A 22,474-nucleotide genomic window follows, 5' to 3' on the forward strand; every position below is an offset into this window, starting at 1 on the left:
TCCGGCAAGGATGCGGCTTGTGTCTCGTGCGCGCCGAAGCGTATCGGCATGCTGGGCGGAACTTTCGACCCTGTGCACATCGGTCATTTGCGCGGCGCACTGGAAGTCGCGGCATTGCTTGAACTCGATGAGTTGCGCCTGACGCCCAGCGCCAGGCCGCCTCATCGCGACACGCCCAGTGTGTCGGCGCAGGACCGTCTGGCGATGGTCCGCAGCGCCGTGCAGGGGGTGTCGCCATTGACGGTGGACGACCGCGAGCTGTTGCGCGACAGACCGTCGTACACCCTCGACACGCTGGAATCGATGCGCGCCGAACTGGCCGCCGATGATCAGCTGTTTCTGTTGCTGGGATGGGACGCCTTTTGCGGGCTGCCGACCTGGCATCGTTGGGAAGAACTGCTGGAGTACTGCCATATCGTGGTGCTGCAACGCCCGGACGCCGACAGCGAGTCGCCGGACGCCATGCGTAACCTGCTGGCGGCGCGCGCGGTCAGCGATCCGAAGGCCCTCAAAGGCCCTGGCGGGAACATTACATTCGTCTGGCAGACGCCGCTCGCGGTGTCTGCCACCCAGATCCGCCAACTGCTGGCCAGCGGGAAGTCGGTACGTTTTCTGGTGCCAGACGCAGTACTGGCCTATATCGAGGCGCACGGGCTGTACCGCGCGCCTAATTGAACTGAGGTATGTTTCGACGCTGCCAAGAGCGCGAAGAGACGCCCAAACACAAGAGCTAATGAGTTTTATATGACGAGCAAAGATGCAGTAATCGAAAACCCGATGATCAAAGTGATCACCGATGCCCTGGAAGATGTGAAGGCCCAGGATATCCAGGTCCTGGACGTGCGCGACAAGCAGAGCATCACTGATTACATGATCATTGCCACGGGCACCTCGAATCGCCAGATCAACGCGATGCTCGATAAGGTGCGCGAAGAGGTGAAGAAAAACGGCCTCAAGCCGTTGGGTGAAGAAGGCAAGGGCGACAGTGACTGGGTGTTGCTGGACCTGGACATTGCCATCGTTCACATGATGACTGCCTCGGCGCGTCAGTTCTACGACCTGGAGCGCCTGTGGGCGGGTGCCGAGCAGAGCAGGTCGCTCAGCGCTGCGCATCACAGCCCGGAAAATACCCATGAGCATTTCACCAAGCTCAACAAAGGTCAGGAATAAGGTCTCACTGTGCGTCTGCGTCTGATTGCTGTCGGTTCGCGCATGCCCAAGTGGGTGGAAGAAGGCTGGCATGAATACGCCAAGCGCCTGCCGTCCGAACTGGCGCTCGAGCTGATAGAGATTCCGCTCAACACCCGTGGCAAGAATGCCGACGTGGCGCGACTGATTCGTCAGGAAGGCGAGGCCATGCTGGCGAAGGTGCAACCGAGCGAGCGGATCGTCACGCTCGAGGTTCACGGCAAGCCGTGGAGCACCGAGCAACTGGCAGTGGAACTCGATCGCTGGCGGCTGGATTCGCGCACGGTCAATCTGATGGTGGGCGGTCCTGAAGGGCTGGCGCCGGAAGTCTGCGCCCGTGCCGAGCAGCGCTGGTCGTTGTCACCGTTGACGTTGCCGCATCCGCTGGTGCGCATCCTCATCGGTGAGCAGATTTATCGTGCCTGGACAGTGTTGTCCGGTCACCCTTATCACAAGTAGCGCCGCTGCCCTCACTGTGAACACGCCCTGAATGTCTCAGCCGATTCGCCTGAAAGATCACGAAAAGGACGCTCGCCTGGTGCGCAGCCGGGTCGTGGTCGGTGCCGTGGCAGTCATTGTGCTGATTTGCGTGCTGGTGGCCCGGCTGTATTTCCTGCAAGTCATCCAGTACGACTATCACTCGACCCTTTCGGAAAACAATCGGGTGCATGTGCAGCCGATTCCACCGAGTCGCGGACTGATCTTTGACCGCAACGGTGTCGTGATCGCCGACAACCGTCCCAGTTTCAGCCTGAGCATGACCCGTGAGCGTTCCGGCGATTGGGCCCAGGTGCTGGACACCATCGTTCAGGTGCTCGAGCTGACGCCGGATGACCGGATCATCTTCGAAAAGCGCATGAAACAGGGGCGCCGCCCCTTCGAACCGGTGCCGATCCTGTTCGAGCTGACTGAGGAGCAGATCGCCCGGATTGCCGTCAACCAGTTCCGCCTGCCTGGGGTGGAAGTGGTCGCGCAACTGGTTCGCCACTATCCACAGGGGCAGCATTTCGCTCACTCGGTCGGCTACATGGGCCGCATCAACGAGAAGGAGCTCAAAACGCTCGATTCGGTCAACTACAGTGGTACTCACCACATGGGCAAGACCGGCATCGAGCGTTTTTACGAGCCCGAACTGCATGGTCAGGTGGGTTATGAAGAAGTCGAGACCAATGCCCGCGGTCGGGTGCTGCGCGTTTTGAAAAGAACCGACCCGGTGCCGGGCAAGGACATCGTCCTGAGTCTGGACATTCAACTGCAGGAAGCCGCGGAAGCCGCGCTCGCCGGGCGCCGTGGCGCGGTCGTGGCGCTGGACCCGAACAACGGTGAGGTGTTGGCGATGGTCAGTCAGCCGAGCTTCGATCCGAACCTGTTCGTCACCGGCATCAGCTTCAAGGCTTACTCGGAATTGCGCGATTCGGTCGACCGCCCGCTGTTCAATCGCATCTTGCGAGGTCTTTATCCCCCGGGCTCTACCATCAAGCCGGCGGTGGCCATTGCAGGGCTGGATACCGGGGTGGTAACGGCCAGTACACGGGTGTTCGACCCCGGCTACTACATGCTGCCCAATTACGATCACAAATACCGCAACTGGAACCGTACTGGCGATGGCTGGGTGGATCTGGATACGGCGATCATGCGTTCCAACGACACCTACTTCTACGATCTGGCGCACAAGGTCGGTATCGATCGGCTGTCTACGTACCTGAACAAATTCGGCATCGGGCAGAAAGTCTCGCTGGACATGTTTGAAGAGTCGCCAGGGCTGATGCCGTCCCGCGACTGGAAGCGCGTCACCCGCCGTCAGGCCTGGTTTCCGGGTGAAACACTGATTCTCGGGATCGGCCAGGGCTATATGCAGGCAACCCCGCTGCAGTTGGCTCAGGCGACGGCGCTGGTGGCGAACAAGGGCAAATGGAACCGTCCGCATCTGGCCAGGACTGTCGAAGGCCAGAAGCCCATGGATGAAAACCCCATGCCCGATATTGTCCTGCGCGACCCGTCCGACTGGGCCAAGGTCAACCACGGCATGCAGCAGGTCATGCACGGTGCGCGGGGCACGGCACGCAAGGCCGCTATTGGCTCTCAATACCGCATAGCGGGCAAGAGCGGCACGGCCCAGGTCGTCGCTATTCGCCAAGGCGAAAAATATGACCGTTCAAAAATACAGGAACGTCACCGAGACCATGCCTTGTTCGTGGGCTTCGCACCCGCTGACAACCCGAAGATCGTCGTTGCGGTGATGATCGAGAACGGCGAGTCCGGTTCTGGAGTGGCGGCGCCTGTCGTGCGTCGGGTGATGGATGCCTGGCTGCTTGACCCGCAGGGTCGCCTGAAATCCGAATACGTCAGCAATACACAGCCTCCGGAGACCGCGGCCCGTGAAGAGTAATTTCGACCGCATCCTCTCCAGTGAAGATGTGATGCGCCGTCGCGCCACTTTCCTGCAGAAAATCCACGTCGACGGTCCGTTACTGATCCTGCTGCTGACACTGGCCGCCGGCAGTCTGTTCGTTCTTTATTCGGCCAGCGGCAAGAGCTGGGACCTGTTGATCAAGCAGGCCACCTCGTTCGGCATCGGGCTGGTCTCGATGTTCGTCATTGCCCAGCTGGAGCCGCGCTTCATGGCGCGCTGGGTGCCGATTGCCTATGTCTTCGGCGTGTTGCTGCTGGTGGCGGTGGACGTCATGGGCCACAACGCCATGGGCGCGACGCGCTGGATCAACATACCGGGCGTGATCCGCTTCCAGCCTTCAGAGTTTATGAAGATCATCATGCCGGCGACCATCGCCTGGTACCTGTCCAAGCGCACGTTACCGCCGCATTTGAAACACGTGGCCGTGAGCCTTGGGCTGATCGGTCTGCCGTTCATTCTGATCGTGCGCCAGCCCGACCTTGGCACTTCCTTGCTGATTCTTGCTTCCGGCACCTTCGTGCTGTTCATGGCGGGCCTGCGCTGGCGCTGGATCATCGGCGTAATCGCAGCGGCAGTGCCGGTTGCAGTGGCGATGTGGTTTTTCTTCATGCATGACTACCAGAAGCAGCGGATCCTGACCTTTCTCGATCCGGAAAGCGATCCGCTGGGCACCGGGTGGAACATCATCCAATCCAAGGCTGCAATTGGTTCCGGCGGCGTCTTCGGCAAGGGCTGGCTGCTGGGTACGCAGTCGCACCTGGACTTTCTGCCTGAAAGCCATACCGACTTCATTATCGCGGTGCTGGGGGAGGAGTTCGGCCTGGTGGGCATTTGCGCGCTGCTGCTGATTTATCTACTGCTGATCGGTCGCGGGCTGGTCATTACCGCCCAGGCACAGACGCTCTATGGCAAGTTGCTTGCGGGCAGCCTGACCATGACGTTTTTTGTTTATGTTTTCGTCAACATCGGTATGGTCAGCGGTCTGCTGCCGGTCGTGGGGGTGCCGTTGCCCTTCATTAGTTACGGCGGAACTTCGCTGGTTACGCTGCTGTCAGCGTTTGGGGTTTTGATGTCGATCCATACCCATCGCAAGTGGATCGCTCAGGTTTGATTAAGGTGAACAATTCAATGCAAGTAGTGCGTGGCTGGGCTGCTCGATATGCGCCGCTGGTCGGTCTGATGGGCATCCTCGGGTCAGTGCAGGAGTCGCTTGCCGGTGACTATGAAGGCTCTCCTCAGGTTGCCCAGTTCGTCAGCGACATGACCCGTGATTACGGGTTTGCCGGCGAACAGTTGATAGAGGTTTTTCGCAATGTGGAGCGCAAGCAGTCGATTCTCGATGCGATATCCCGGCCTGCCGAACGGGTCAAACCGTGGAAGGATTACCGTCCGATGTTTCTGACCGACGCGCGTGTCGCGCGGGGTGTGGACTTCTGGCGGCAGCACGAAACGGCGTTGGCTCGCGCTGAACAAGAGTACGGCGTACCCGCACAGGTGATCGTGGCGATCATTGGGGTTGAAACATTTTTTGGCCGTAACACCGGAAATTATCGGGTAATCGATGCGTTATCGACGCTTAGTTTCGACTATCCTCCCCGCGCCGACTTCTTCCGCAAGGAATTGCGCGAGTTTCTGTTGTTGGCTCGCGAAGAGCAGGTGGATCCACTGACGCTCAAAGGCTCGTATGCAGGTGCGATGGGTTTGCCGCAGTTCATGCCAAGCAGTTTTCGCGCCTACGCAGTGGATTTTGACGGCGACGGCCACATCAACATCTGGAATGACCCTGATGATGCCATCGGCAGTGTTGCCAGCTATTTCAGGCGTCATGGCTGGGTGGCGGGTGAATCTGTGGTCAGCCGTGCCAGCGTGCGCGGTGATCACGTCGATGAAGGGCTGAGCCCGGGAATCGAGCCGGTGAAGACCGTCGGGGAGTTGCGAGCTTTGGGGTGGGCGAGTCATGATGCGCTGCGTGATGATATGCCGGTCACGGCTTTTCGTTTGGAAGGCGACGCTGGCCCTGAGTACTGGATGGGTTTGAAAAATTTTTACGCAATTACGCGTTACAACCGCAGTGTGATGTACGCCATGGCCGTGCATCAGCTGTCTGAAATGCTTGTTCAAGCTCGGGGCGTCAAGTAATGCGGTCATTGCCGATCCAACAACCATTGAAACTGATGGCCTTCGTGGCACTGACATTGCTGGTCGTCAGTTGCTCCACCAGTCGACCGACAGGCCGGACTGCGCAGCAGGGCAATGTCATTCGCGCGCAACCGGGCCTGGACATCAACCGCGCCCACAAAGACGGTGCGCCGTGGTGGGATGTCGATGTCTCGCGTATTCCCGATGCCGTTCCGACCCTGCATACAGGGCCTTACAAGGCTAATCCTTACACGGTGCTGGGCAAGACCTACTTCCCGCTCAGTGATTCCAGCACGTATGCACAGACCGGGACCGCGTCCTGGTACGGCACCAAGTTCCATGGGCAGAACACCGCCAACGGCGAGGTGTATGACCTGTACGGCATGAGCGCGGCACACAAGACGTTGCCATTGCCCAGCTACGTGCGTGTGACCAATCTGGACAATAACCGCACGGTGATTCTGCGGGTCAACGATCGCGGTCCGTTTTACTCCGATCGCATTATCGACCTGTCCTATGCGGCCGCCAAAAAGCTCGGTTATGCCGAGATCGGTACTGCGCGAGTGAAGGTCGAAGGCATCGACCCTGCGCAATACTGGGCTCAGCGTGGCAAGCCTGCGCCGTTGATGCTCGATCAGCCGCAGGTGGCCAGTAACCCGCCTCTTCGGCAACAGGCCCCGGCACCGGTTATTACTGCCTCGGCAGGCACGATCGAACAATGGACGCCGCCACCGCAGCAGCATGCCGCGCCGGTGTCGCCAGTCGCGATCGACGCAAAAAAAAACGTTTCCGGACAAGCGTCTGGGCTGTTTCTCCAGGTGGGAGCTTTCGCCAACCCGGACGCTGCGGAACTCCTGAGGTCCAAGCTGAGCGGGATGGTGCGGGCCCCGGTTTTCGTCAGCTCGATAGCGCGCAATCAACAGACGCTTTATCGGGTACGGTTGGGGCCGGTCGACACGCCGGGTGAAGCTCAGCAATTGCAGAACAGTGTAAGGTCGGCCAATCTGGGTTCGCCGAGCGTCGTCACATCGGACCAGTAGCGCCCGGTCAGTACCGAAATCAAGGGTTCGAACTTCGTCAGTGAGGTCGAATCGAAGTTGCCTGGCAGACGACTTGCCCCAGAGCAAGCGTTGTCAGCAGCTTTTCGCGGGGGCATCTGTACAATGTCATCCCGTTCGCCAGGGCAGCCTGGCACTACCGCTTTGCCCGCGAGGGCATGTTTGCCCATTAGCATTTTCGAGAGACGGATGAACATCACCACCTTTGCAAAACGCCTTTGCCTGCTTATCCCGCTATTCGTCGCGCCTGCCGCGTTCGCGGCAGAACAGATGACGCCATCGCCACCGCAATTGGCTGCCAAGGCTTACGTGCTGATGGATGCCAACAGTGGCAACGTTCTGGTCGAAAACAACGGTGACCAGCGCCTGCCCCCGGCCAGTCTGACCAAGCTGATGACCGCTTACATCGCCACGCTGGAAATTCGTCGTGGCCAGATCGGCGAAAACGATCCGGTGACCGTCAGTGAAAACGCCTGGCGCACCGGCGGCTCGCGGATGTTCATCAAGGTCGGCAGTCAGGTGACCGTCAGCGATCTGCTGCACGGCATCATCATTCAGTCGGGTAACGACGCCAGTGTTGCGCTCTCCGAGCACATCGCCGGTAGCGAAGACGCGTTCGCCGACATGATGAACAAGACGGCTGGCGATCTGGGAATGGTCAACAGCCACTTCATGAACCCGACTGGTCTGCCAAACCCGGATCACTACGCAACAGCGCACGACATGGCACTGCTGGCTCGGGCGATCATCCACGAAGATCCGGCGCACTATGCGATTTACTCGCAGAAAGAGTTCTTCTGGAACGGCATCAAGCAACCGAACCGCAACCTGCTGCTGTGGCGTGATAAGACCGTTGACGGTCTGAAAACCGGTCACACCGAGGAAGCGGGTTACTGCATGGTGTCCTCGGCCGTTCGTGACGGCATGCGTCTGATCGCCGTGGTATTCGGTACCAATAGCGAGCAGGCTCGTGCTGCCGAGACGCAGAAGCTGCTGACCTACGGTTTCCGTTTCTTCGAAACCCAGACCTTCTACCAGAAAGGCACTGAGCTGGCCCAGGCACCCGTCTGGAAAGGCACCGAGCGTCTGGTCAAGGCCGGTCTGGCTGACGATCTGTCCATGACCATGCCAAAAGGCGAGATCAAGAAGCTCACCGCCAGCATGACCATCAACCCGAAACTGGTCGCACCCATCGCCAAGGGCGACGTGATCGGTCAGGTCGAGGTCAAGCTGGAAGACAAAGTCGTGCGCACTGCTAATCTCATTGCGATGGACGCCGTTGACGAAGGTGGTATCTTCCGCCGCCTGTGGGACAGCGTTCGCATGTTCTTCTACAGCCTGTTCAACTGATCACTTCTTGATCACTGACTGACTGTTGCTCCTTACGCCCCCTGCCGTTCATCGCGGCGGGGGACTGTCCGTTTTCCGGCTTACGAGGCCGTTACTGCCATGACAGATTCCGACGTTAAAGCGCCAAAAATCGAATTCCCATGTGCCGACTATCCGATCAAGATCATCGGCGATACCGGCGTGGGCTTTACAGACACTGTGATTGAGATCGTCAAGAAACATGCGACGATCCTGCACGAAAAACAGGCCGAGCGCCAAAGCAGCAACGGCAAATACACCACCTTGCAGCTGCATATCGTCGCCACCGGTCAAGACCAGCTTTACGACATCAACAGCGAGCTACGCGCCACGGGCAAAGTGCACATGGTGTTGTGATGGGCGAGCGTCTGGGCTTTCGCGATCTTGGCTTGATCGATTACGAGCCCACCTGGCAGTCCATGCAACGCTTCACCGACGGTCGCGGCCGCGACACGCCGGACGAAGTATGGCTGGTCCAGCATCCTCCGATTTTTACTCAGGGCCAGTCCGGTAAACCCGAACATCTTCTACTTCCTGGTGATATTCCGGTCGTACAGGTCGATCGCGGTGGGCAAGTGACTTATCATGGCCCAGGCCAACTGGTGGCTTACCTGCTGCTGGATGTGCGTCGCCTGGGCTTTGGCGTGCGCGAACTGGTGACCCGGATCGAGCTTGGCCTGATCGAGTTGCTGGCCAGTTATGGTGTAGCGGCCGCTGCCAAACCCGATGCGCCGGGGGTCTATGTCGACGGGGCGAAGATCGCTTCGTTGGGCCTTCGTATCCGCAACGGTCGTTCGTTTCATGGATTGGCATTGAACGTCGACATGGATCTGGACCCGTTTAAACGGATTAATCCCTGCGGGTATGCGGGGCTGGCAATGACCCAGCTGCGTGAACAGGCAGGCCCGATTGAATTTGCCGAGGTTAGTGCCCGGCTGCGTGCGCAGCTCGTCAAACACCTCGACTATGCTGAGCAGACGACCCTAACGGGCGGAATCGACTGATATGACTACTGCGCATGAGGCGGCAGACGCCGTGCAAACCCTGATCCCGACAGTGAACGAGAGCACCCCTGAACGTGCGTCACGTCCGAAAGTAGAAGCTGGCGTAAAGCTGCGCGGCGCTGAAAAAGTTGCACGCATCCCGGTGAAGATCATTCCCACGGTTGAACTGCCGAAAAAGCCGGACTGGATTCGCGTCCGCATCCCGGTCTCGCCCGAAGTCGACCGTATCAAGGCGCTGTTGCGTAAGCACAAGCTGCACAGCGTTTGCGAAGAGGCCTCTTGCCCGAACCTGGGTGAGTGCTTCTCCGGCGGCACCGCTACCTTCATGATCATGGGCGACATTTGCACCCGCCGCTGCCCGTTCTGCGATGTCGGTCATGGTCGTCCAAAAGCGCTTGACGTAGACGAGCCGAAGAATCTGGCCGTTGCCATCGCTGACCTTAAACTCAAGTATGTGGTGATCACGTCGGTTGACCGCGACGACCTGCGTGACGGTGGTGCCCAGCATTTTGCCGACTGCATCCGCGAGATCCGTTTGCTGTCGCCTAATGTGCAACTGGAAACGCTGGTGCCGGACTACCGGGGCCGCATGGACATCGCCCTCGAAATCACTGCCGCCACGCCACCGGACGTGTTCAACCACAACCTGGAAACGGTGCCGCGCCTGTACAAGGCCGCGCGTCCGGGTTCAGATTACCAGTGGTCGCTGACGTTGCTGCAACGCTTCAAGGAAATGGTCCCTCACGTGCCAACCAAATCCGGCCTTATGCTGGGTCTGGGTGAAACCGACGACGAGGTCATTGAAGTGATGCAGCGCATGCGCGAGCACAACATCGACATGCTGACCCTGGGCCAGTACCTGCAACCCTCCCGCAGTCACTTGCCGGTTCAGCGTTTCGTGCACCCGGACATCTTCGCCTGGTTCGCCGAGGAAGGTTACAAGATGGGCTTCAAGAACGTCGCCTCGGGGCCTCTGGTTCGTTCCTCTTATCACGCCGACGAACAGGCCAAGCTCGTGAAGTCGTTGTTGACTGCGGGTTGATGGGTTATCGGCTCTGGACGCAAGGCGTGCGGGGCTGTGTCACCACGCGGAGCGTGGGAATGATCAGACAAAAATGGGCCGGATATCACTATCCGGCCCATTTTTTGTTTGCTGACGCCTAAAGTCTGGCTGACGTAGAACCTGTAGGGGCCGGCTTGCTGGCGAACACGACCAAGCCCCATGCACACAGGCGCCACTACGGCTTGCGCAGACTCTCCAGCAACTCCTGTGTCGGATAGCCGTCTGCGGGCCAGCCCAACGACTGTTGAGCATTGCGGATGGCCTTGCGCGTGTTGGCACCGATAATGCCGTCCGGGGCGCCGGCGTCGTACTGGCGTGCCGAGAGCAGGGTTTGCAACTCGATGCGCTCGGAGCGGCTCAGAGGGCGGTCGCCGCGTGGCCATTGGCCAAGCACGGAGCCGCCGCCAGAGAAACGCTCGGACAACAGGCCAATTCCCAGTGCATAAGAAGACGAGTTGTTGTACTTCAGAATCGCGCGGAAGTTATCCAGCACAAGAAACGCCGGGCCTTTGTAGCCCGCTGGCAGCAACAACGCTGCCTGCTGTTGCATTTCATTGGCCGGGAGCGCTGAGCCATTAGGTAATGTCAGGCCTAGTTGTTGCCATTCAGCGACGGTCTTGCGCGTTGAGGCGTCAGCCAGGGCGTAATCAAAACCTTGGCGTAGTTGTACTTCAAAGCCCCAAGGCTGACCTTTCTGCCACCCAGAGCTTTGCAAGTAATGCGCGGTTGAAGCCAGAGCATCGACTGGCGAGTTCCAGATATCGCGGCGCCCGTCGCCGTCGAAGTCGACAGCATGAGTGTTGTAAGTGGTGGGAATGAATTGGGTCTGACCCATGGCTCCGGCCCACGAGCCCAACATGCTCGGTGCATCGATATCGCCATGCTGGATGATTTGCAATGCGGCGATCAATTGCTCCTGAGCGAATTGCGGCCGGCGTCCTTCATACGCCAGCGTCGCCAGAGAGCGGATGACCGATTGCGTACCCTGAAACTGGCCAAAGCTGCTCTCCATGCCCCACACGGCAACCAACGCCTGACGATCAACGCCGTAGCGCTGTTCGATCTGAGTCAGCGTGTCGGCATATTGCGCCAGCAATGCCTGGCCCTTGCGCACCCGCACGGCAGATATCGCGCTGTCGAGGTACTCCCAGACGGGACGAGAAAACTCGGGCTGGCTTCGGTCAGCCTTGACCACGCTCATGTCTGGCGTGACGCCTGCAAAAGCCTTATCGAACACATCGGAACGAATGCCTGCGCTCAATGCCTGGGCGCGAAACATGGACTGCCATTCAGCAAAGGTCATCGCAGGCTGAATTTCGAAATTGGCGTCATCCGGCTGAGCCACCGCAGTGGAGGGTGCGGTTTTCGCAACCAGAGAAGCGGCTTGAAGAGGGGTGGCGACGGCGGCGGTGGGTTGCTCCGCACACGCGACCAGCACGAAGAGGCTGGAGGCGGCGATCATCTGGCGGACATGCCAGCGACGAGGAAAGCTATGGGGCATTCTGGGGTCCACAGGGATAAACCGTAAGGTGCAGACCTTAACATGTCGACCCAGCGGACGGGGCGCCGGTCAGTAACCTGAAGTGTTTTCGTTGACCAAGAAACGTTGTCTGTCCCCCGGCAAATGCAGGATTGAGCAGTTCGCGGTCGGATCAGCAGAGGTTCTACGCTCTGACCGGCATAGCCATACCTATTATTTCCCTAACGCTTCCTGCCACTTTAAGTGATGAAGCCACGTTTAGATTCGTTCCAGGCGATCAGCGGTGGCTATTCCGTAATTTAGGAATCAAGCCGCCATAACGGAAGAAGCCTCCCAATCTCTCGACTGGAAGGCTTCGCGGCGGTAGCTGCCTTTGCCCTTGGTAGGTTGTTCCTGACGGCTGCGGAACAATGGCTGGGCGACGATGGATTTGGCCATGTTTGGCCGTTTTTTGGCTTTGCTCATGGTGGTGCTCCCCGTGATGAATGGTGAAACCGCGCAGATGATCGGACAGATTCCGGCGGGGGTCTAATTGATCTGTGCTATGGCGGGTTAGTCGCGACCTATCAGGTCTATCTGCATGGGCGAATTCATTCGCGAGCACATGCCAGGCAATGGAGACCTCAGCTGAGCGGCCCCTTCGCGGTGAATTCGCTTTCACGGAAACCGTGTTTCCGAGCGGCAGCCCCACGGTTTGTCCAACTTGGATATGTAATTTATTCCGACGGCAAGCCCAGCCGCTGTCCGGCCATTAATAGCGACAGCCGGCTCAGGCTGCTCCACGCAGAACCTTCGGCCTGGCCTTTGATTTGCGCGTCGATGTGTTGGGCGTCCATCAACAGCTGACCCCAGCGGCTAGCAGAGTGCCGTTGCAGGGCTTTGCTCATCAGGGGCTTGCGCTTGTCCCAGATGGGCGGGCGGGCCTGACTGAACGCCTTGTCCAGCGGCACCCCCTGGCTGTATTGCAGCGCCAGGTTTGCGAGCACGCGCAATTCCCTCGACAGCGCCCAGAGAATCACTGGAGGCTCGACACCTTCGCCGCGCAGGCCTTCGAGGATGCGCAGGGCGTGTGATGCTTCGCCGTTGAGGATGGCATCGGTCAGGCCGAACACGTCGAAACGCGCACTGTCGGCCACCGCGGCCTGCACGGTTTCCACCGTGATCTGACCCTGCTCGGCCATCAGCTTGAGCTTTTCGATTTCCTGAGCCGCGGCGAGCAGGTTGCCCTCTACGCGCGCGGCGATCAGTTCTATCGCATCAGGGCTCGCGGCCAGGCCCGCTTGCGCCAGGCGCTGACGTATCCACTGCGGCAGTTGGCTGGCGTCCACCGGCCAGATCTGCACGAATTGGGTCTGCGCACCTTCGACCAGGGCTTTGCCCCACTTGGTTTTCTGCGCGGAGCCATCAAGCTTGGGCAGGCTGATCAGTAGCAGGGTGTCTTCGGCAGGACGGTTGCAGTATTCGAGCAGAGCGGCAGCGCCTTTATCGCCCGGCTTGCCTGAGGGCAGGCGCAATTCCAGCAGGCGCCGTTCGGCAAACAAGGACATGCTGGCACCGGCCTGCAGCAGCGTACCCCAGTCAAAACTGGCGTCGGCACTGAACACCTGACGCTCATCGAAACCTTGCTGCCGGGCTGCAGCCCGAATGGCGTCACAGGCTTCCTGGCATTGCAGCGGATCATCGCCGCTGACAATGTAGACAGGCGACAGTGCACCCTGAAGATGTTTGGAAAGCTGGGCGGGGGCGAGTTTCATCGATCAGAAATGATCGGGGCCGGCGAACCGGCCCCGATGCCATCACTTGGAGGGGATTTCGATCGGAGACTGTTGTGGCGTCTCGTCACGAATACGCTGAGCGGCAGCTTCTGCGTCGGCTTGCGCGCGGGCAGCGGCATCAGCCTTGGCTTGCAGCTCGTCCAGACGTTCCGGGCTCAGCTGTTGCAGGCGGGCGATCATCTTCTGCACCAGATCGCTGCGCATTTCCTTGCGGATCTGGTCGGCTTCCTGATCGGAACCGATCAGGTTGTTGCCGTCGTGCACGAAGGTTTTGGTCGATTGCACGTTGTCGCTCAGGAGCAGGACGTTCTTGGTACCGTGAATCTCGTACTGCATGACGTTAGTCAGCTCATACTCAGCCGAACGGCCGGAGCCTGCATAGCTGGCAGTACGCTGGGTTTCATCTTCGCGGGCCAGGAACAGCTTGTACTGAGCGCCGGTGTAGACATGAACACCGCTGTTACTCAAGGTCTGACGCAGCTGGGTGACAACTTCGCCGTAAGCATCACGTGCGCTGAGGTCCAGCTCCTTGATCGACAAGGCGTTGGTTCCGGTGCCGCGCAGCTGGAAACCGCAGGCGCTCAGCAACACCGCGAGGCCCATTACCAGCAGATTGCGTTTGATCATCTTGTTGTTCCCCTTGAATCCGTTTGAGCCCGAAGTGCGGGATCTGGAAGTGTGTTCAGCGCCCGGCAGTGCCAGGCGCCTGGTCCATTCAGCTGGCAACGATATTCACCAGTTTGCCGGGCACCACGATGACCTTGCGGATCGTCAGGCCGTCGATGAAGCGCAGAACGTTTTCGTTGGTGCGGGCAGCGGCCTCGACATCTTCGCGGCTGGCGCTGGCAGGCATTTCGATCTGGCCGCGCAGCTTGCCGTTGACCTGTATCACCAGCTGCAGCGTGTCTTGTACCAGTGCCGACTCATCGACCACGGGCCAGCCAGCGTCGATGACCGGGTCTACATGGCCCAGGACATTCCACAGCTCATGGCTGATGTGCGGGGTGATGGGCGCCAACAGCAAGGCGACGGTTTCCAGACCCTCCTGCAATAAGGCGCGGTCTTGCTCCGAGGCTTGCGGTGCTTTTTCCAGCACGTTCATCAGCGTCATCACCTGAGCGATGGCGGTGTTGAATTTGTGATGCTGCCCGACGTCCTGACCGGCTTGCCTGATCGCCAGGTGAATGGCACGACGTACGGCTTTGTGCTCATCGTTCAGCGTGGGCTTGTCCAGCGCACCCGGCAAGCCCGCGCTGACGTGAGCCTGAGCCAGACGCCATACGCGCTTGAGGAAACGGTGCGAGCCTTCTACGCCGGAGTCGGACCATTCCAGGCTCATGTCAGGCGGCGAAGCGAACATCATAAACAGACGGCAGGTGTCGGCACCGTACTGGTCGATCATTGATTGCGGATCGACACCATTGTTCTTCGACTTGGCCATTTTCTCGATGCCGCCGATTTCCACCGGGAGACCGTCGGCAATCAGCTTGGCGCCAATGATCTTGGCCTTGCTGTCACGCTCGAACTCGACATCGGCCGGGTTGAACCAGCTCTTGCTGCCGTTGGCTTCCAGGCGATAGAAGGTCTCCGCGACCACCATCCCTTGAGTCAGCAGGTTCTTGAACGGCTCGTTGGAGCTGACCAGGCCTTCATCGCGCATCAGTTTGTGGAAGAAGCGTGCGTAGAGCAGGTGCAGGATCGCGTGCTCGATACCGCCGATGTATTGATCAACCGGCAGCCAGTGGTTAGCAGCCTTCGGGTCGACCATCCCGCCTTCGTAATGAGGCGAGGCATAGCGGGCGAAGTACCACGAGGACTCTACGAAAGTGTCCATGGTGTCGGTTTCGCGCTTGGCTGGCGCGCCGCATTTCGGGCAGTTGCACTCGTAGAATTCGGGCATGCGCGCCAGTGGCGAACCAGCACCGTCCGGCACTACGTCTTCCGGCAGCTTGACGGGCAACTGGTCTTCAGGGACCGGCACGTCGCCGCAAGCATCACAGTGGATGATCGGGATCGGGCAACCCCAGTAGCGTTGACGGCTGATGCCCCAGTCACGCAGACGGAACTGGGTGCGCGACTTGCCGAGTTCTTTCTTGATCAGGGCGGCTTCGATAGCGTCGAAGGCTCCAGCGAAGTTCAGGCCGTCGAACTCACCGGAATTGATCAACTGACCGTGTTCGTTGTATGCATCCTGCCAAGGCGCTGGCGTTTCATTGCCCGCGCTGGTGCGCACTACTGCCTTGACCGGCAGGTTGTATTTGGTCGCGAATTCGAAATCGCGCTCGTCGTGGGCCGGTACGGCCATCACGGCGCCGTCGCCGTAGTGCATGAGCACGTAGTTGGCGACCCACACCGGCAGGTTTTCGCCGGTCAGTGGGTGCTCGACGAACAGCGGGGTCGGCAGGCCTTTCTTTTCCTGGGTGGCAACGTCGGCTTCGGCGACGCTCCCGCTTTTGCATTCATCGATGAAGGCTTGCAGCTCAGCCGCTTTATCCGCAGGCATGCTTTTAAGGGCGAGAGAGGCCAGCGGGTGCTCGGCGGCAACGGCTACATAAGTAGCGCCCATCAGTGTATCCGGGCGGGTGGTGAAAACTTTCAGAGCACCGGCTTCGCCGATCGAGGCCTGATCGTACGGGAATTGCACTTCCATGCCGCGGGATTTACCGATCCAGTTGCGCTGCATGGTCTTGACCTGTTCAGGCCAGCCCGGCAACGCGTCGAGGCTCTCCAGCAGCTCATCGGCATAGGCCGTGATCTTGAAGTAATACATCGGGATTTCACGCTTTTCGATCAACGCGCCCGAACGCCAGCCACGGCCGTCGATCACCTGTTCGTTTGCCAGAACGGTCTGGTCAACCGGGTCCCAGTTCACGGTGCCGTTCTTGCGGTAGATCACGCCCTTTTCGAACAGGCGAGTAAACAGCCATTGTTCCCAGCGATAGTAATCCGGCTTGCAGGTGGTGACTTCACGCGACCAGTCGATGGCCAGGCCCAGGCTCTTGAGCTGGGTCTTCATGTAGGCGATGTTTTCGTAGGTCCATTTGGCGGGCGCGACATTGTTTTTCATCGCGGCGTTTTCCGCCGGCATGCCGAACGCGTCCCACCCCATCGGCTGCAGGACATTTTTGCCCTGCATGCGCTGATAGCGGGCGATTACGTCACCGATGGTGTAGTTGCGCACGTGACCCATGTGTAGCTTGCCGCTGGGGTAAGGGAACATCGACAGGCAATAGAAGGTGTCCTTGCCTGGCTGTTCACTGACTTCAAAAGACTTTTGCTCTTCCCAGAAGGTCTGGGCGGCGGCTTCGATTTCGCGGGGCTGATAGAGTTCGTGCATGGCTACTTTTTACTAGAGATTGGTGACCCTTGACCTCTTCGCTGCGGTGCCGGACCTGATGGCCATCGCTTGTCAGATGATGCCTTTGGCAGCGCGACGGGTGCGAGCCCGGTTGAGCGGAAGTGGAATTACAGGAAGCGCCGTAGCATACATGAGCGCCGAGTTACTAGGGAAACCCTGATTGCATGGTTCGGGCGCTCGTCGCCCTCCATTGGCCGTTGGTCGCGGCATCGCGCCGCTTTTCGCAGTGCCGCTAAGCTCTTGGGCGAGGGTATGTCTTTATCTTCAGTGAGGTGAACGGATGACAGAGCTGGCGCACCCTATAAACAAGCAAGCTGATCTGTATGACCGTTTGATCGAGCGTCTAGGGCTTGCCCTGGACATGGCGAAAACGTCAGTCCGGCTTCGTAATGAACATCCTGTCGAACTGGAACTGCGTGGGTTGAGTCACGCCGAATTTCAGATCATCGAGGCGTATCTGGACAGAAGCGATGCGAGCGAAAACGTCGTGGCGATGGATTCGCCAGGCACGAGGAAACGGAATTCCAGCGGCGTACGAGAGTCTTCGGAGCCGGTCCGCGCTTCGCACTCTTCGCCCAATGTCATCTGGTTGAGGGATCAGCGTCGCGCCGAGGTATCAGCAAAGCTGAGTCGCTACAGTTCCAGCAAACATTTCAAGCAGTAACGACTACGGGCCCTGAGCCCGTCTGATTAAGCATTGTTGCTTAGCGTCAATCCTTTTAGGCTTCGGCATCTCTGGAGATGCCCGATGCCTTTTCGCTACTTCATCAAAAACCTGCTTTTGCCACCCGGCCTCTTGCTGCTGCTTCTGCTGACTGCCTGGTTGGTGCGCAATACCAGGCCGCGTCTGGCGCGTGCGCTGTTTGTGATCGGGCTGGGCGGGATGTGGCTGATGAGCCTGCCAGTGGCGGTGCAATGGTCGGCGAAGGGGATCGAAAGGATCCCGCCGCTGTCTCAGAGCGAATGGTCGACGTTAGCGCAGCGGGCCGATGCCATCGTGGTGTTGGGTTCCGGACGCGAGCGCAATGATCCAAGCTGGGGAACCGATATTCCCACCGGTGTTGCGCTTGAACGCATGCGCTATGCGGCGCGTCTGTCCAAGGCCTCCGGGCTTCCTGTCCTCGTCACGGGTGGGCTGCATTACGGCGAGCCCCCCAGCGAAGCGGCGATCATGGCCGCATCCCTGCGCGACGACTTCGGTGTAACGGTGCGCTGGCAGGAAGGGCAGAGCCGTACCACGTGGGAAAACGCCACGATGAGCGCTGCGATTTTGCTGCCGTCGGGCATCAAGCGCGTGGTCGTGGTGACTCAGGCGTGGCACATGCCGCGCTCAGTGTGGAGTTTCGAGCAAGCCGGTTTCAGCGTCGTGGCTGCGCCTGTCGGGTTTTTGAGCGTGGACAACGCCAGACCCTTCGGTGGCTGGATGCCTGAGTCCAAAGCCGTCTGGCAAATGGGCCAGCTGTTGAACGAAGCGGCGGGGTGGTTGGGGTATCGGGTGTTTTATCGGTGAACCCACTGATCGTTCCCACACTGAGCGTGGGAACGGTCATTACAGGTCGGTTTTACCTGGCAAGATGTTGCGTCAAACCGTCTTCGCAATTCGGCTTGCCAACAGCGCCCAGCCGATCAACAGCACCGACAAAATGATCAGCGGCCACGAGCGCCAGTGCAGATACGGCGTGAGCTTTTGCATGGGCGTGACTTCGCCATACATCACCGCGCGTTCGAACTGCGGCACGGTGGTGGTGATCTTGCCGAACGGATCGATCAGCGCACTGACACCGTTGTTGGTCGCGCGAATCATCCAGCGCCCCGCTTCCAGTGCGCGCATCTGTGCCATTTGCAGGTGCTGCAGGGGGCCGATGGAGGTGCCAAACCACGTGTCGTTGCTGACTGTCAGCAGCAAATCGCTTTGCGACGACAGCTCGGCGGCGAACTCCGGGTACACCACTTCGTAACAAATGAACGGCGCGATCTGGTAACCCTTGGCTTGCAGCAATGGCTGTTCGGCCGGGCCACGCGCGAAGTCCGACATTGGCAAATCGAAGAAGGAAATCACGCCGCGCAGCAGGTCCTGCAAAGGCACGTACTCACCGAAAGGCACCAGCTTCTGTTTCAGATAGGTGCCATCGCCTTCGCCGGTCACGGTAATGGCGTTGTAGTAACGGTTTTCACCGCGCCCGCCTTTCTGCCGTAGAGGAACACCGGTAATCAGCGCCGAATCACGATCGGCGGCGAATTTGCCCATCATCGAAAGGTAACCATCAACGGAGTCCTTGAGTACCGGAACGGCGGTCTCGGGCCAGATGATCAGGTCAGCCTTTTGCGAGGTGAAAGTCATGTCGCGGTACAGGGCCAATTGCGCATTCAGTGCGGCCGGGTCCCACTTCATGCTTTGCTCGACGTTGCCCTGCATGGCGGCGACTTTCAAGGGAGCGCCGGATGGCTCCGTCCAGGGGTGACTTTTGAGCGTCAGCCCGACTACCCACGGCGCCAGTAACAGCACGATACCCACTGCCATAAAGCTTTTACGTACACGCAGACGAGGCAGGTTGCACAGCAGCGCGGCAGTCAGCGCCAAACTGAACGAGATCAACCACATGCCGCCCAGAGGCGCCAGGCCTTTGAGTGGGCCGTCGAGCTGGCTGTAACCGGAATAAAGCCAGGGAAAGCCGGTAAGGAACCAGCCGCGAAACATTTCCTGAGCGAACCAAAGCGCTGCGAATGCCATGGCATCGGCCAGCGGCGCTTCGTTGCGGCGGATCCAGCGTGCCCAGATCCAGGCAGGGAGGGCAAAGAAGAAGGCAACCGAGGCGCAGAACAGCACCATCAGGAAGCCCGCCAGCCAGACTGGCGCTTCACCGTAGGTGTGAATACTGACGTAGATCCAGCTGGTGCCACCGCCGAACAGCCCGAAGCCGTAGCACCAGCCGCGCCACAGGGCCTGGCGAGGTTTCAGGTCACGCAGGCCAAGATAGAAGAGCACCAGCGCAACAATCGCCAGTGGCCAGATATCGAACGGCGCCAGGGCCAGGGTGATCAGCGCGCCAGCCACCACAGCCAGCAGGTTACCGGGCCAGCCGGGGCGGGTGATCCAGCGCATTGATATTCCTTATGACAAAACAATGTTACGAGCGGGAGATCGGACTCAGGCGCAACAGGTGAATACGACGGCTGTCGGCGTTCAGGATGCGGAAACGATACGCGCCGATTTCAGTGATTTCATTACGCTTGGGCAGATGCCCGAATGCATTCATCACCAGACCGCCTACGGTGTCGAATTCATCATCGGAGAATTCGCTGTCGAAGAACTGGTTGAAGCTTTCGATCGGCGTCAGCGCCTTGACCAGGAAGTCACCGCTGGGCAGCGGTTTGATGTAGCTGTCTTCCTCGACGTCGTGTTCGTCTTCGATGTCGCCGACGATCTGCTCCAGCACATCCTCGATGGTGACCAGACCCGCCACGCCGCCGTATTCGTCGATGACGATGGCCATGTGGTTGTGGTTGGCGCGAAATTCACGCAACAGCACGTTCAGGCGCTTGGATTCGGGGACGAACGTCGCCGGGCGCAGCAGATTCTTGACGTCGGCGGCACCGCCGTCGTCCTTGAGAATCAGCGGCAGCAAGTCTTTGGCCAGCAGTACGCCGAGCACATCGTCGTGGCTTTCACCGATGACTGGATAGCGCGAGTGTGCGGAATCAATCACCGCAGGTAGAAACTCACGTGGGCTCTGGCTGGCCTTGATGCTGATCATTTGCGAACGCGGCACCATGATGTCGCGCACCTGCAGGTCTGCGACCTGAATGGCGCCCTCGACAATGGCCAGCGCTTCGCTGTCCAGCAGTTTGTTCTGATGGGCTTCGCGCAGCAGCTCCAGCAGCTCCTGACGGTTTTTCGGCTCATGGGCAAATGCCTGGGTCAGTTTGCCCAACCATGACTTTTGCCCGTTGCTCGATCGGTCTTCGCTCATAGCCCTTACTCGTGGTCCTTGCCGGGTGTTTCTGTAGGTGGTGTGCCGACGAGCTCGTCGTCGGCGTAGGGATCGGGATAGCCCAACTCTGAAAGCAACTCTTGTTCCAGCGCTTCCATCTCCCGGGCTTCATCATCGTCGATGTGATCGTAGCCCAACAAATGTAGACAGCCATGAATCACCAGATGCGCCCAGTGTGCGTCCAGTGCCTTACCCTGTTCGGCGGCCTCGCGGGCGACGACAGGAACGCAGATCACCAGATCGCCCAGCAGCGGGATATCGAGGAACTCATCAGGCACGTCCGCTGGAAACGACAGCACGTTCGTGGCGTAGTCTTTGTGACGCCAGGTGTGGTTCAGTTCCCGGCCTTCGGCTTCGTCGACCAGCCGAATGGTCATCTCTGAATCCGCCGAGCGCTGGCGCAGGCCCATTTCGCACCAAAGGCGGAATTGGGCTTCGCTTGGGGCGCTGGCTTGAGTGGCCGTTTGCAGATCCAGCTCAAGCATCGCGGCGGGTGTCCCGTGACCCGCTCTGATCATTGCGTTCTTCGAAGCGCTCGTAGGCTTCGACGATGCGCTGCACCAGCGGATGGCGCACGACGTCCTTGGGCTTGAAGTGGGTAAAGCTGATGCCCGGCACGTCCTTGAGCACTTCGATGACGTGGTTCAACCCGGATTTTGTGCCTTTCGGCAGGTCGATCTGGGTGATGTCACCGGTGATCACGGCGGTGGAACCGAAGCCGATACGGGTCAGGAACATCTTCATCTGCTCGACGGTGGTGTTCTGGCTCTCGTCGAGAATGATGAAGCTGTTATTAAGCGTACGGCCGCGCATATAAGCCAGCGGCGCAACTTCGATGACCTGTTTTTCGATCAGCTTGGCCACGTATTCAAAGCCCAGCATCTCGTACAGAGCGTCGTAGAGCGGACGCAGGTATGGGTCGATCTTCTGCGACAGATCGCCGGGCAGGAAGCCGAGTTTTTCGCCTGCTTCAACGGCAGGACGAACCAGCAGAATGCGACGGATCTGCTCGCGCTCAAGCGCGTCGACAGCGGCTGCCACGGCAAGGTAGGTCTTGCCGGTACCGGCAGGGCCAATGCCGAAGTTGATATCGTTGGCGAGGATTTCCTTCACGTACCGTTGCTGATTCAAGCCACGCGGGCGAATCATGCCTTTTTTGGTACGCAGGGCTACGCCGACTTCGGCTGCGGGGTGGTTGTCCAGCTCTTGGACGCCGGATTCCTGCAGAAACAGATGGACCATGTCCGGTGACAGCTCGGTACTTTTGGTTTCCCGATACAGCCGACGCAACAGGTTTTCGGCCGAAGTGGTGTGTTTGGAATCACCAATCATCTCGAACTGTCCTCCGCGATTGCGGATCACGATGTCCAGACGTTGTTCGATCAAGCGCAAGTGCTCGTCGAACTGGCCGCACAGATTGGCGAAGCGATGTGCCTCGATAGGTTCAAGGCTGAAGCGATGTGGTTCGATAGGTGCGTTCAAAGTGGTTTTTAGCCGCCCGACGGCAGTGAATGTGAAACGAAGGATAACCCCTGTGGGCAGTGTCCGAAAGGGCTCACTTACTAATGGTTGGGTGGTGACAGGTTTGGCCTGGGGTGCCGCGCCGGACAGATCAGCCCTGTGGGGGCGAATTCAT

The 22,474-nt window shown here is 59.3% G+C and carries 22 protein-coding genes; 13 read left to right on the top strand and 9 right to left on the bottom strand.

What is annotated here, in order from left to right:
- The first annotated feature begins 42 nt into the window (after positions 1 to 42).
- From nadD to lipA, 11 genes are all read left to right on the top strand, one after another.
- A complete protein-coding gene (nadD, locus tag EC915_RS18250) occupies positions 43 to 675 on the top strand; it encodes a nicotinate-nucleotide adenylyltransferase (RefSeq protein WP_256658783.1) in 633 nt (210 codons plus the stop codon).
- Between the two features lie 69 nt (positions 676 to 744).
- Positions 745 to 1,170: a ribosome silencing factor gene (gene rsfS, locus EC915_RS18255; protein ID WP_133751925.1), complete on the top strand. Its 426-nt coding sequence runs from the start codon at positions 745 to 747 to the stop codon at positions 1,168 to 1,170.
- A 9-nt stretch (positions 1,171 to 1,179) separates the two neighbouring features.
- Positions 1,180 to 1,647 (top strand): 23S rRNA (pseudouridine(1915)-N(3))-methyltransferase RlmH, encoded by a 468-nt coding sequence (gene rlmH, locus EC915_RS18260; RefSeq protein WP_133751926.1) that lies wholly within the window; start codon positions 1,180 to 1,182, stop codon positions 1,645 to 1,647.
- 31 nt (positions 1,648 to 1,678) lie between these two features.
- Positions 1,679 to 3,577, top strand: coding sequence for a penicillin-binding protein 2 (gene mrdA, locus EC915_RS18265; protein WP_133751927.1), 1,899 nt, complete (start codon positions 1,679 to 1,681; stop codon positions 3,575 to 3,577).
- A 31-nt stretch (positions 3,578 to 3,608) separates the two neighbouring features.
- Entirely contained in the window at positions 3,609 to 4,712 is a 1,104-nt protein-coding gene (gene rodA, locus EC915_RS18270) for a rod shape-determining protein RodA (RefSeq protein WP_062384967.1), read from the top strand.
- A 17-nt stretch (positions 4,713 to 4,729) separates the two neighbouring features.
- Positions 4,730 to 5,740, top strand: a complete 1,011-nt coding sequence (gene mltB / locus EC915_RS18275; RefSeq protein WP_133751928.1) for a lytic murein transglycosylase B — start codon at positions 4,730 to 4,732, stop codon at positions 5,738 to 5,740.
- A complete protein-coding gene (locus EC915_RS18280; RefSeq protein ID WP_133751929.1) occupies positions 5,740 to 6,780 on the top strand; it encodes a septal ring lytic transglycosylase RlpA family protein in 1,041 nt (346 codons plus the stop codon). Before mltB ends, EC915_RS18280 begins: the two co-directional genes overlap by 1 nt.
- A gap of 207 nt (positions 6,781 to 6,987) precedes the next feature.
- Positions 6,988 to 8,148, top strand: coding sequence for a D-alanyl-D-alanine carboxypeptidase family protein (locus EC915_RS18285; protein ID WP_133751930.1), 1,161 nt, complete (start codon positions 6,988 to 6,990; stop codon positions 8,146 to 8,148).
- A gap of 99 nt (positions 8,149 to 8,247) precedes the next feature.
- Entirely contained in the window at positions 8,248 to 8,523 is a 276-nt protein-coding gene (locus EC915_RS18290) for a DUF493 domain-containing protein (RefSeq protein ID WP_133751931.1), read from the top strand.
- Positions 8,523 to 9,170 carry a lipoyl(octanoyl) transferase LipB gene (gene lipB, locus EC915_RS18295; protein ID WP_133751932.1) on the top strand — a complete coding sequence of 216 codons (648 nt, stop codon included), beginning with the start codon at positions 8,523 to 8,525 and terminating at the stop codon, positions 9,168 to 9,170. The genes EC915_RS18290 and lipB overlap by 1 nt, the downstream gene beginning before the upstream one ends.
- Positions 9,171 to 9,213: 43 nt before the next feature.
- Positions 9,214 to 10,212 (top strand): lipoyl synthase, encoded by a 999-nt coding sequence (gene lipA, locus EC915_RS18300; RefSeq protein WP_372237925.1) that lies wholly within the window; start codon positions 9,214 to 9,216, stop codon positions 10,210 to 10,212.
- 196 nt (positions 10,213 to 10,408) lie between these two features.
- Here the strand turns inward: lipA and EC915_RS18305 are convergent, their stop codons facing one another.
- The 5 genes from EC915_RS18305 to leuS all read right to left on the bottom strand — a co-directional run bounded on the left by EC915_RS18305 (position 10,409) and on the right by leuS (position 16,825).
- Positions 10,409 to 11,734 (bottom strand): lytic murein transglycosylase, encoded by a 1,326-nt coding sequence (locus EC915_RS18305; RefSeq protein ID WP_133751934.1) that lies wholly within the window; start codon positions 11,732 to 11,734, stop codon positions 10,409 to 10,411.
- Positions 11,735 to 12,019: 285 nt separating this feature from the next.
- Complete coding sequence (gene arfA / locus EC915_RS18310) at positions 12,020 to 12,178, bottom strand: alternative ribosome rescue factor ArfA (RefSeq protein ID WP_133751935.1); 159 nt, start codon at positions 12,176 to 12,178, stop codon at positions 12,020 to 12,022.
- A gap of 251 nt (positions 12,179 to 12,429) precedes the next feature.
- Entirely contained in the window at positions 12,430 to 13,467 is a 1,038-nt protein-coding gene (gene holA / locus EC915_RS18315) for a DNA polymerase III subunit delta (RefSeq protein WP_133751936.1), read from the bottom strand.
- A 42-nt stretch (positions 13,468 to 13,509) separates the two neighbouring features.
- On the bottom strand, positions 13,510 to 14,115 hold the full coding sequence (lptE, locus tag EC915_RS18320) for an LPS assembly lipoprotein LptE (RefSeq protein WP_133751937.1): 606 nt from the start codon (positions 14,113 to 14,115) through the stop codon (positions 13,510 to 13,512).
- Positions 14,116 to 14,203: 88 nt separating this feature from the next.
- Positions 14,204 to 16,825 carry a leucine--tRNA ligase gene (leuS, locus tag EC915_RS18325; protein WP_133751938.1) on the bottom strand — a complete coding sequence of 874 codons (2,622 nt, stop codon included), beginning with the start codon at positions 16,823 to 16,825 and terminating at the stop codon, positions 14,204 to 14,206.
- 301 nt (positions 16,826 to 17,126) lie between these two features.
- Here leuS and EC915_RS18330 point away from each other — a divergent pair, with 301 nt between their 5' ends.
- On the top strand, positions 17,127 to 17,510 hold the full coding sequence (locus EC915_RS18330; protein ID WP_133751939.1) for a hypothetical protein: 384 nt from the start codon (positions 17,127 to 17,129) through the stop codon (positions 17,508 to 17,510).
- Positions 17,511 to 17,594: 84 nt separating this feature from the next.
- Positions 17,595 to 18,356 (top strand): YdcF family protein, encoded by a 762-nt coding sequence (locus EC915_RS18335; protein WP_133751940.1) that lies wholly within the window; start codon positions 17,595 to 17,597, stop codon positions 18,354 to 18,356.
- Positions 18,357 to 18,428: 72 nt separating this feature from the next.
- Here the strand turns inward: EC915_RS18335 and lnt are convergent, their stop codons facing one another.
- The 4 genes from lnt to EC915_RS18355 are packed head-to-tail and all read right to left on the bottom strand — an operon-like array spanning position 18,429 to position 22,320.
- On the bottom strand, positions 18,429 to 19,949 hold the full coding sequence (gene lnt / locus EC915_RS18340) for an apolipoprotein N-acyltransferase (RefSeq protein ID WP_133751941.1): 1,521 nt from the start codon (positions 19,947 to 19,949) through the stop codon (positions 18,429 to 18,431).
- 25 nt (positions 19,950 to 19,974) lie between these two features.
- Complete coding sequence (locus EC915_RS18345) at positions 19,975 to 20,817, bottom strand: HlyC/CorC family transporter (RefSeq protein WP_133751942.1); 843 nt, start codon at positions 20,815 to 20,817, stop codon at positions 19,975 to 19,977.
- Between the two features lie 5 nt (positions 20,818 to 20,822).
- Positions 20,823 to 21,323: an rRNA maturation RNase YbeY gene (gene ybeY / locus EC915_RS18350; RefSeq protein ID WP_133752018.1), complete on the bottom strand. Its 501-nt coding sequence runs from the start codon at positions 21,321 to 21,323 to the stop codon at positions 20,823 to 20,825.
- Positions 21,316 to 22,320 (bottom strand): PhoH family protein, encoded by a 1,005-nt coding sequence (locus tag EC915_RS18355; protein ID WP_133751943.1) that lies wholly within the window; start codon positions 22,318 to 22,320, stop codon positions 21,316 to 21,318. Before EC915_RS18355 ends, ybeY begins: the two co-directional genes overlap by 8 nt.
- Between the last annotated feature and the right edge of the window lie 154 nt (positions 22,321 to 22,474).

It is taken from the genome of Pseudomonas sp. LP_7_YM (assembly GCF_004364435.1).
Taxonomy (GTDB): Bacteria; Pseudomonadota; Gammaproteobacteria; order Pseudomonadales; family Pseudomonadaceae; genus Aquipseudomonas.

What these genes read in the sequence shown, in the direction of transcription:
- EC915_RS18305 (WP_133751934.1), bottom strand. Translation starts at nt 11,734, where the DNA reads ATGCCCCATAGCTTTCCTCGTCGCTGGCATGTCCGCCAGATGATCGCC.
- EC915_RS18335 (WP_133751940.1), top strand. Translation starts at nt 17,595, where the DNA reads ATGCCTTTTCGCTACTTCATCAAAAACCTGCTTTTGCCACCCGGCCTC.
- EC915_RS18345 (WP_133751942.1), bottom strand. Translation starts at nt 20,817, where the DNA reads ATGAGCGAAGACCGATCGAGCAACGGGCAAAAGTCATGGTTGGGCAAA.
- mltB (WP_133751928.1), top strand. Translation starts at nt 4,730, where the DNA reads ATGCAAGTAGTGCGTGGCTGGGCTGCTCGATATGCGCCGCTGGTCGGT.
- EC915_RS18290 (WP_133751931.1), top strand. Translation starts at nt 8,248, where the DNA reads ATGACAGATTCCGACGTTAAAGCGCCAAAAATCGAATTCCCATGTGCC.
- holA (WP_133751936.1), bottom strand. Translation starts at nt 13,467, where the DNA reads ATGAAACTCGCCCCCGCCCAGCTTTCCAAACATCTTCAGGGTGCACTG.
- lipB (WP_133751932.1), top strand. Translation starts at nt 8,523, where the DNA reads ATGGGCGAGCGTCTGGGCTTTCGCGATCTTGGCTTGATCGATTACGAG.
- EC915_RS18285 (WP_133751930.1), top strand. Translation starts at nt 6,988, where the DNA reads ATGAACATCACCACCTTTGCAAAACGCCTTTGCCTGCTTATCCCGCTA.
- lnt (WP_133751941.1), bottom strand. Translation starts at nt 19,949, where the DNA reads ATGCGCTGGATCACCCGCCCCGGCTGGCCCGGTAACCTGCTGGCTGTG.
- arfA (WP_133751935.1), bottom strand. Translation starts at nt 12,178, where the DNA reads ATGAGCAAAGCCAAAAAACGGCCAAACATGGCCAAATCCATCGTCGCC.
- ybeY (WP_133752018.1), bottom strand. Translation starts at nt 21,323, where the DNA reads ATGCTTGAGCTGGATCTGCAAACGGCCACTCAAGCCAGCGCCCCAAGC.
- EC915_RS18330 (WP_133751939.1), top strand. Translation starts at nt 17,127, where the DNA reads ATGACAGAGCTGGCGCACCCTATAAACAAGCAAGCTGATCTGTATGAC.
- EC915_RS18280 (WP_133751929.1), top strand. Translation starts at nt 5,740, where the DNA reads ATGCGGTCATTGCCGATCCAACAACCATTGAAACTGATGGCCTTCGTG.
- lptE (WP_133751937.1), bottom strand. Translation starts at nt 14,115, where the DNA reads ATGATCAAACGCAATCTGCTGGTAATGGGCCTCGCGGTGTTGCTGAGC.
- mrdA (WP_133751927.1), top strand. Translation starts at nt 1,679, where the DNA reads ATGTCTCAGCCGATTCGCCTGAAAGATCACGAAAAGGACGCTCGCCTG.
- leuS (WP_133751938.1), bottom strand. Translation starts at nt 16,825, where the DNA reads ATGCACGAACTCTATCAGCCCCGCGAAATCGAAGCCGCCGCCCAGACC.
- rsfS (WP_133751925.1), top strand. Translation starts at nt 745, where the DNA reads ATGACGAGCAAAGATGCAGTAATCGAAAACCCGATGATCAAAGTGATC.
- rodA (WP_062384967.1), top strand. Translation starts at nt 3,609, where the DNA reads ATGCGCCGTCGCGCCACTTTCCTGCAGAAAATCCACGTCGACGGTCCG.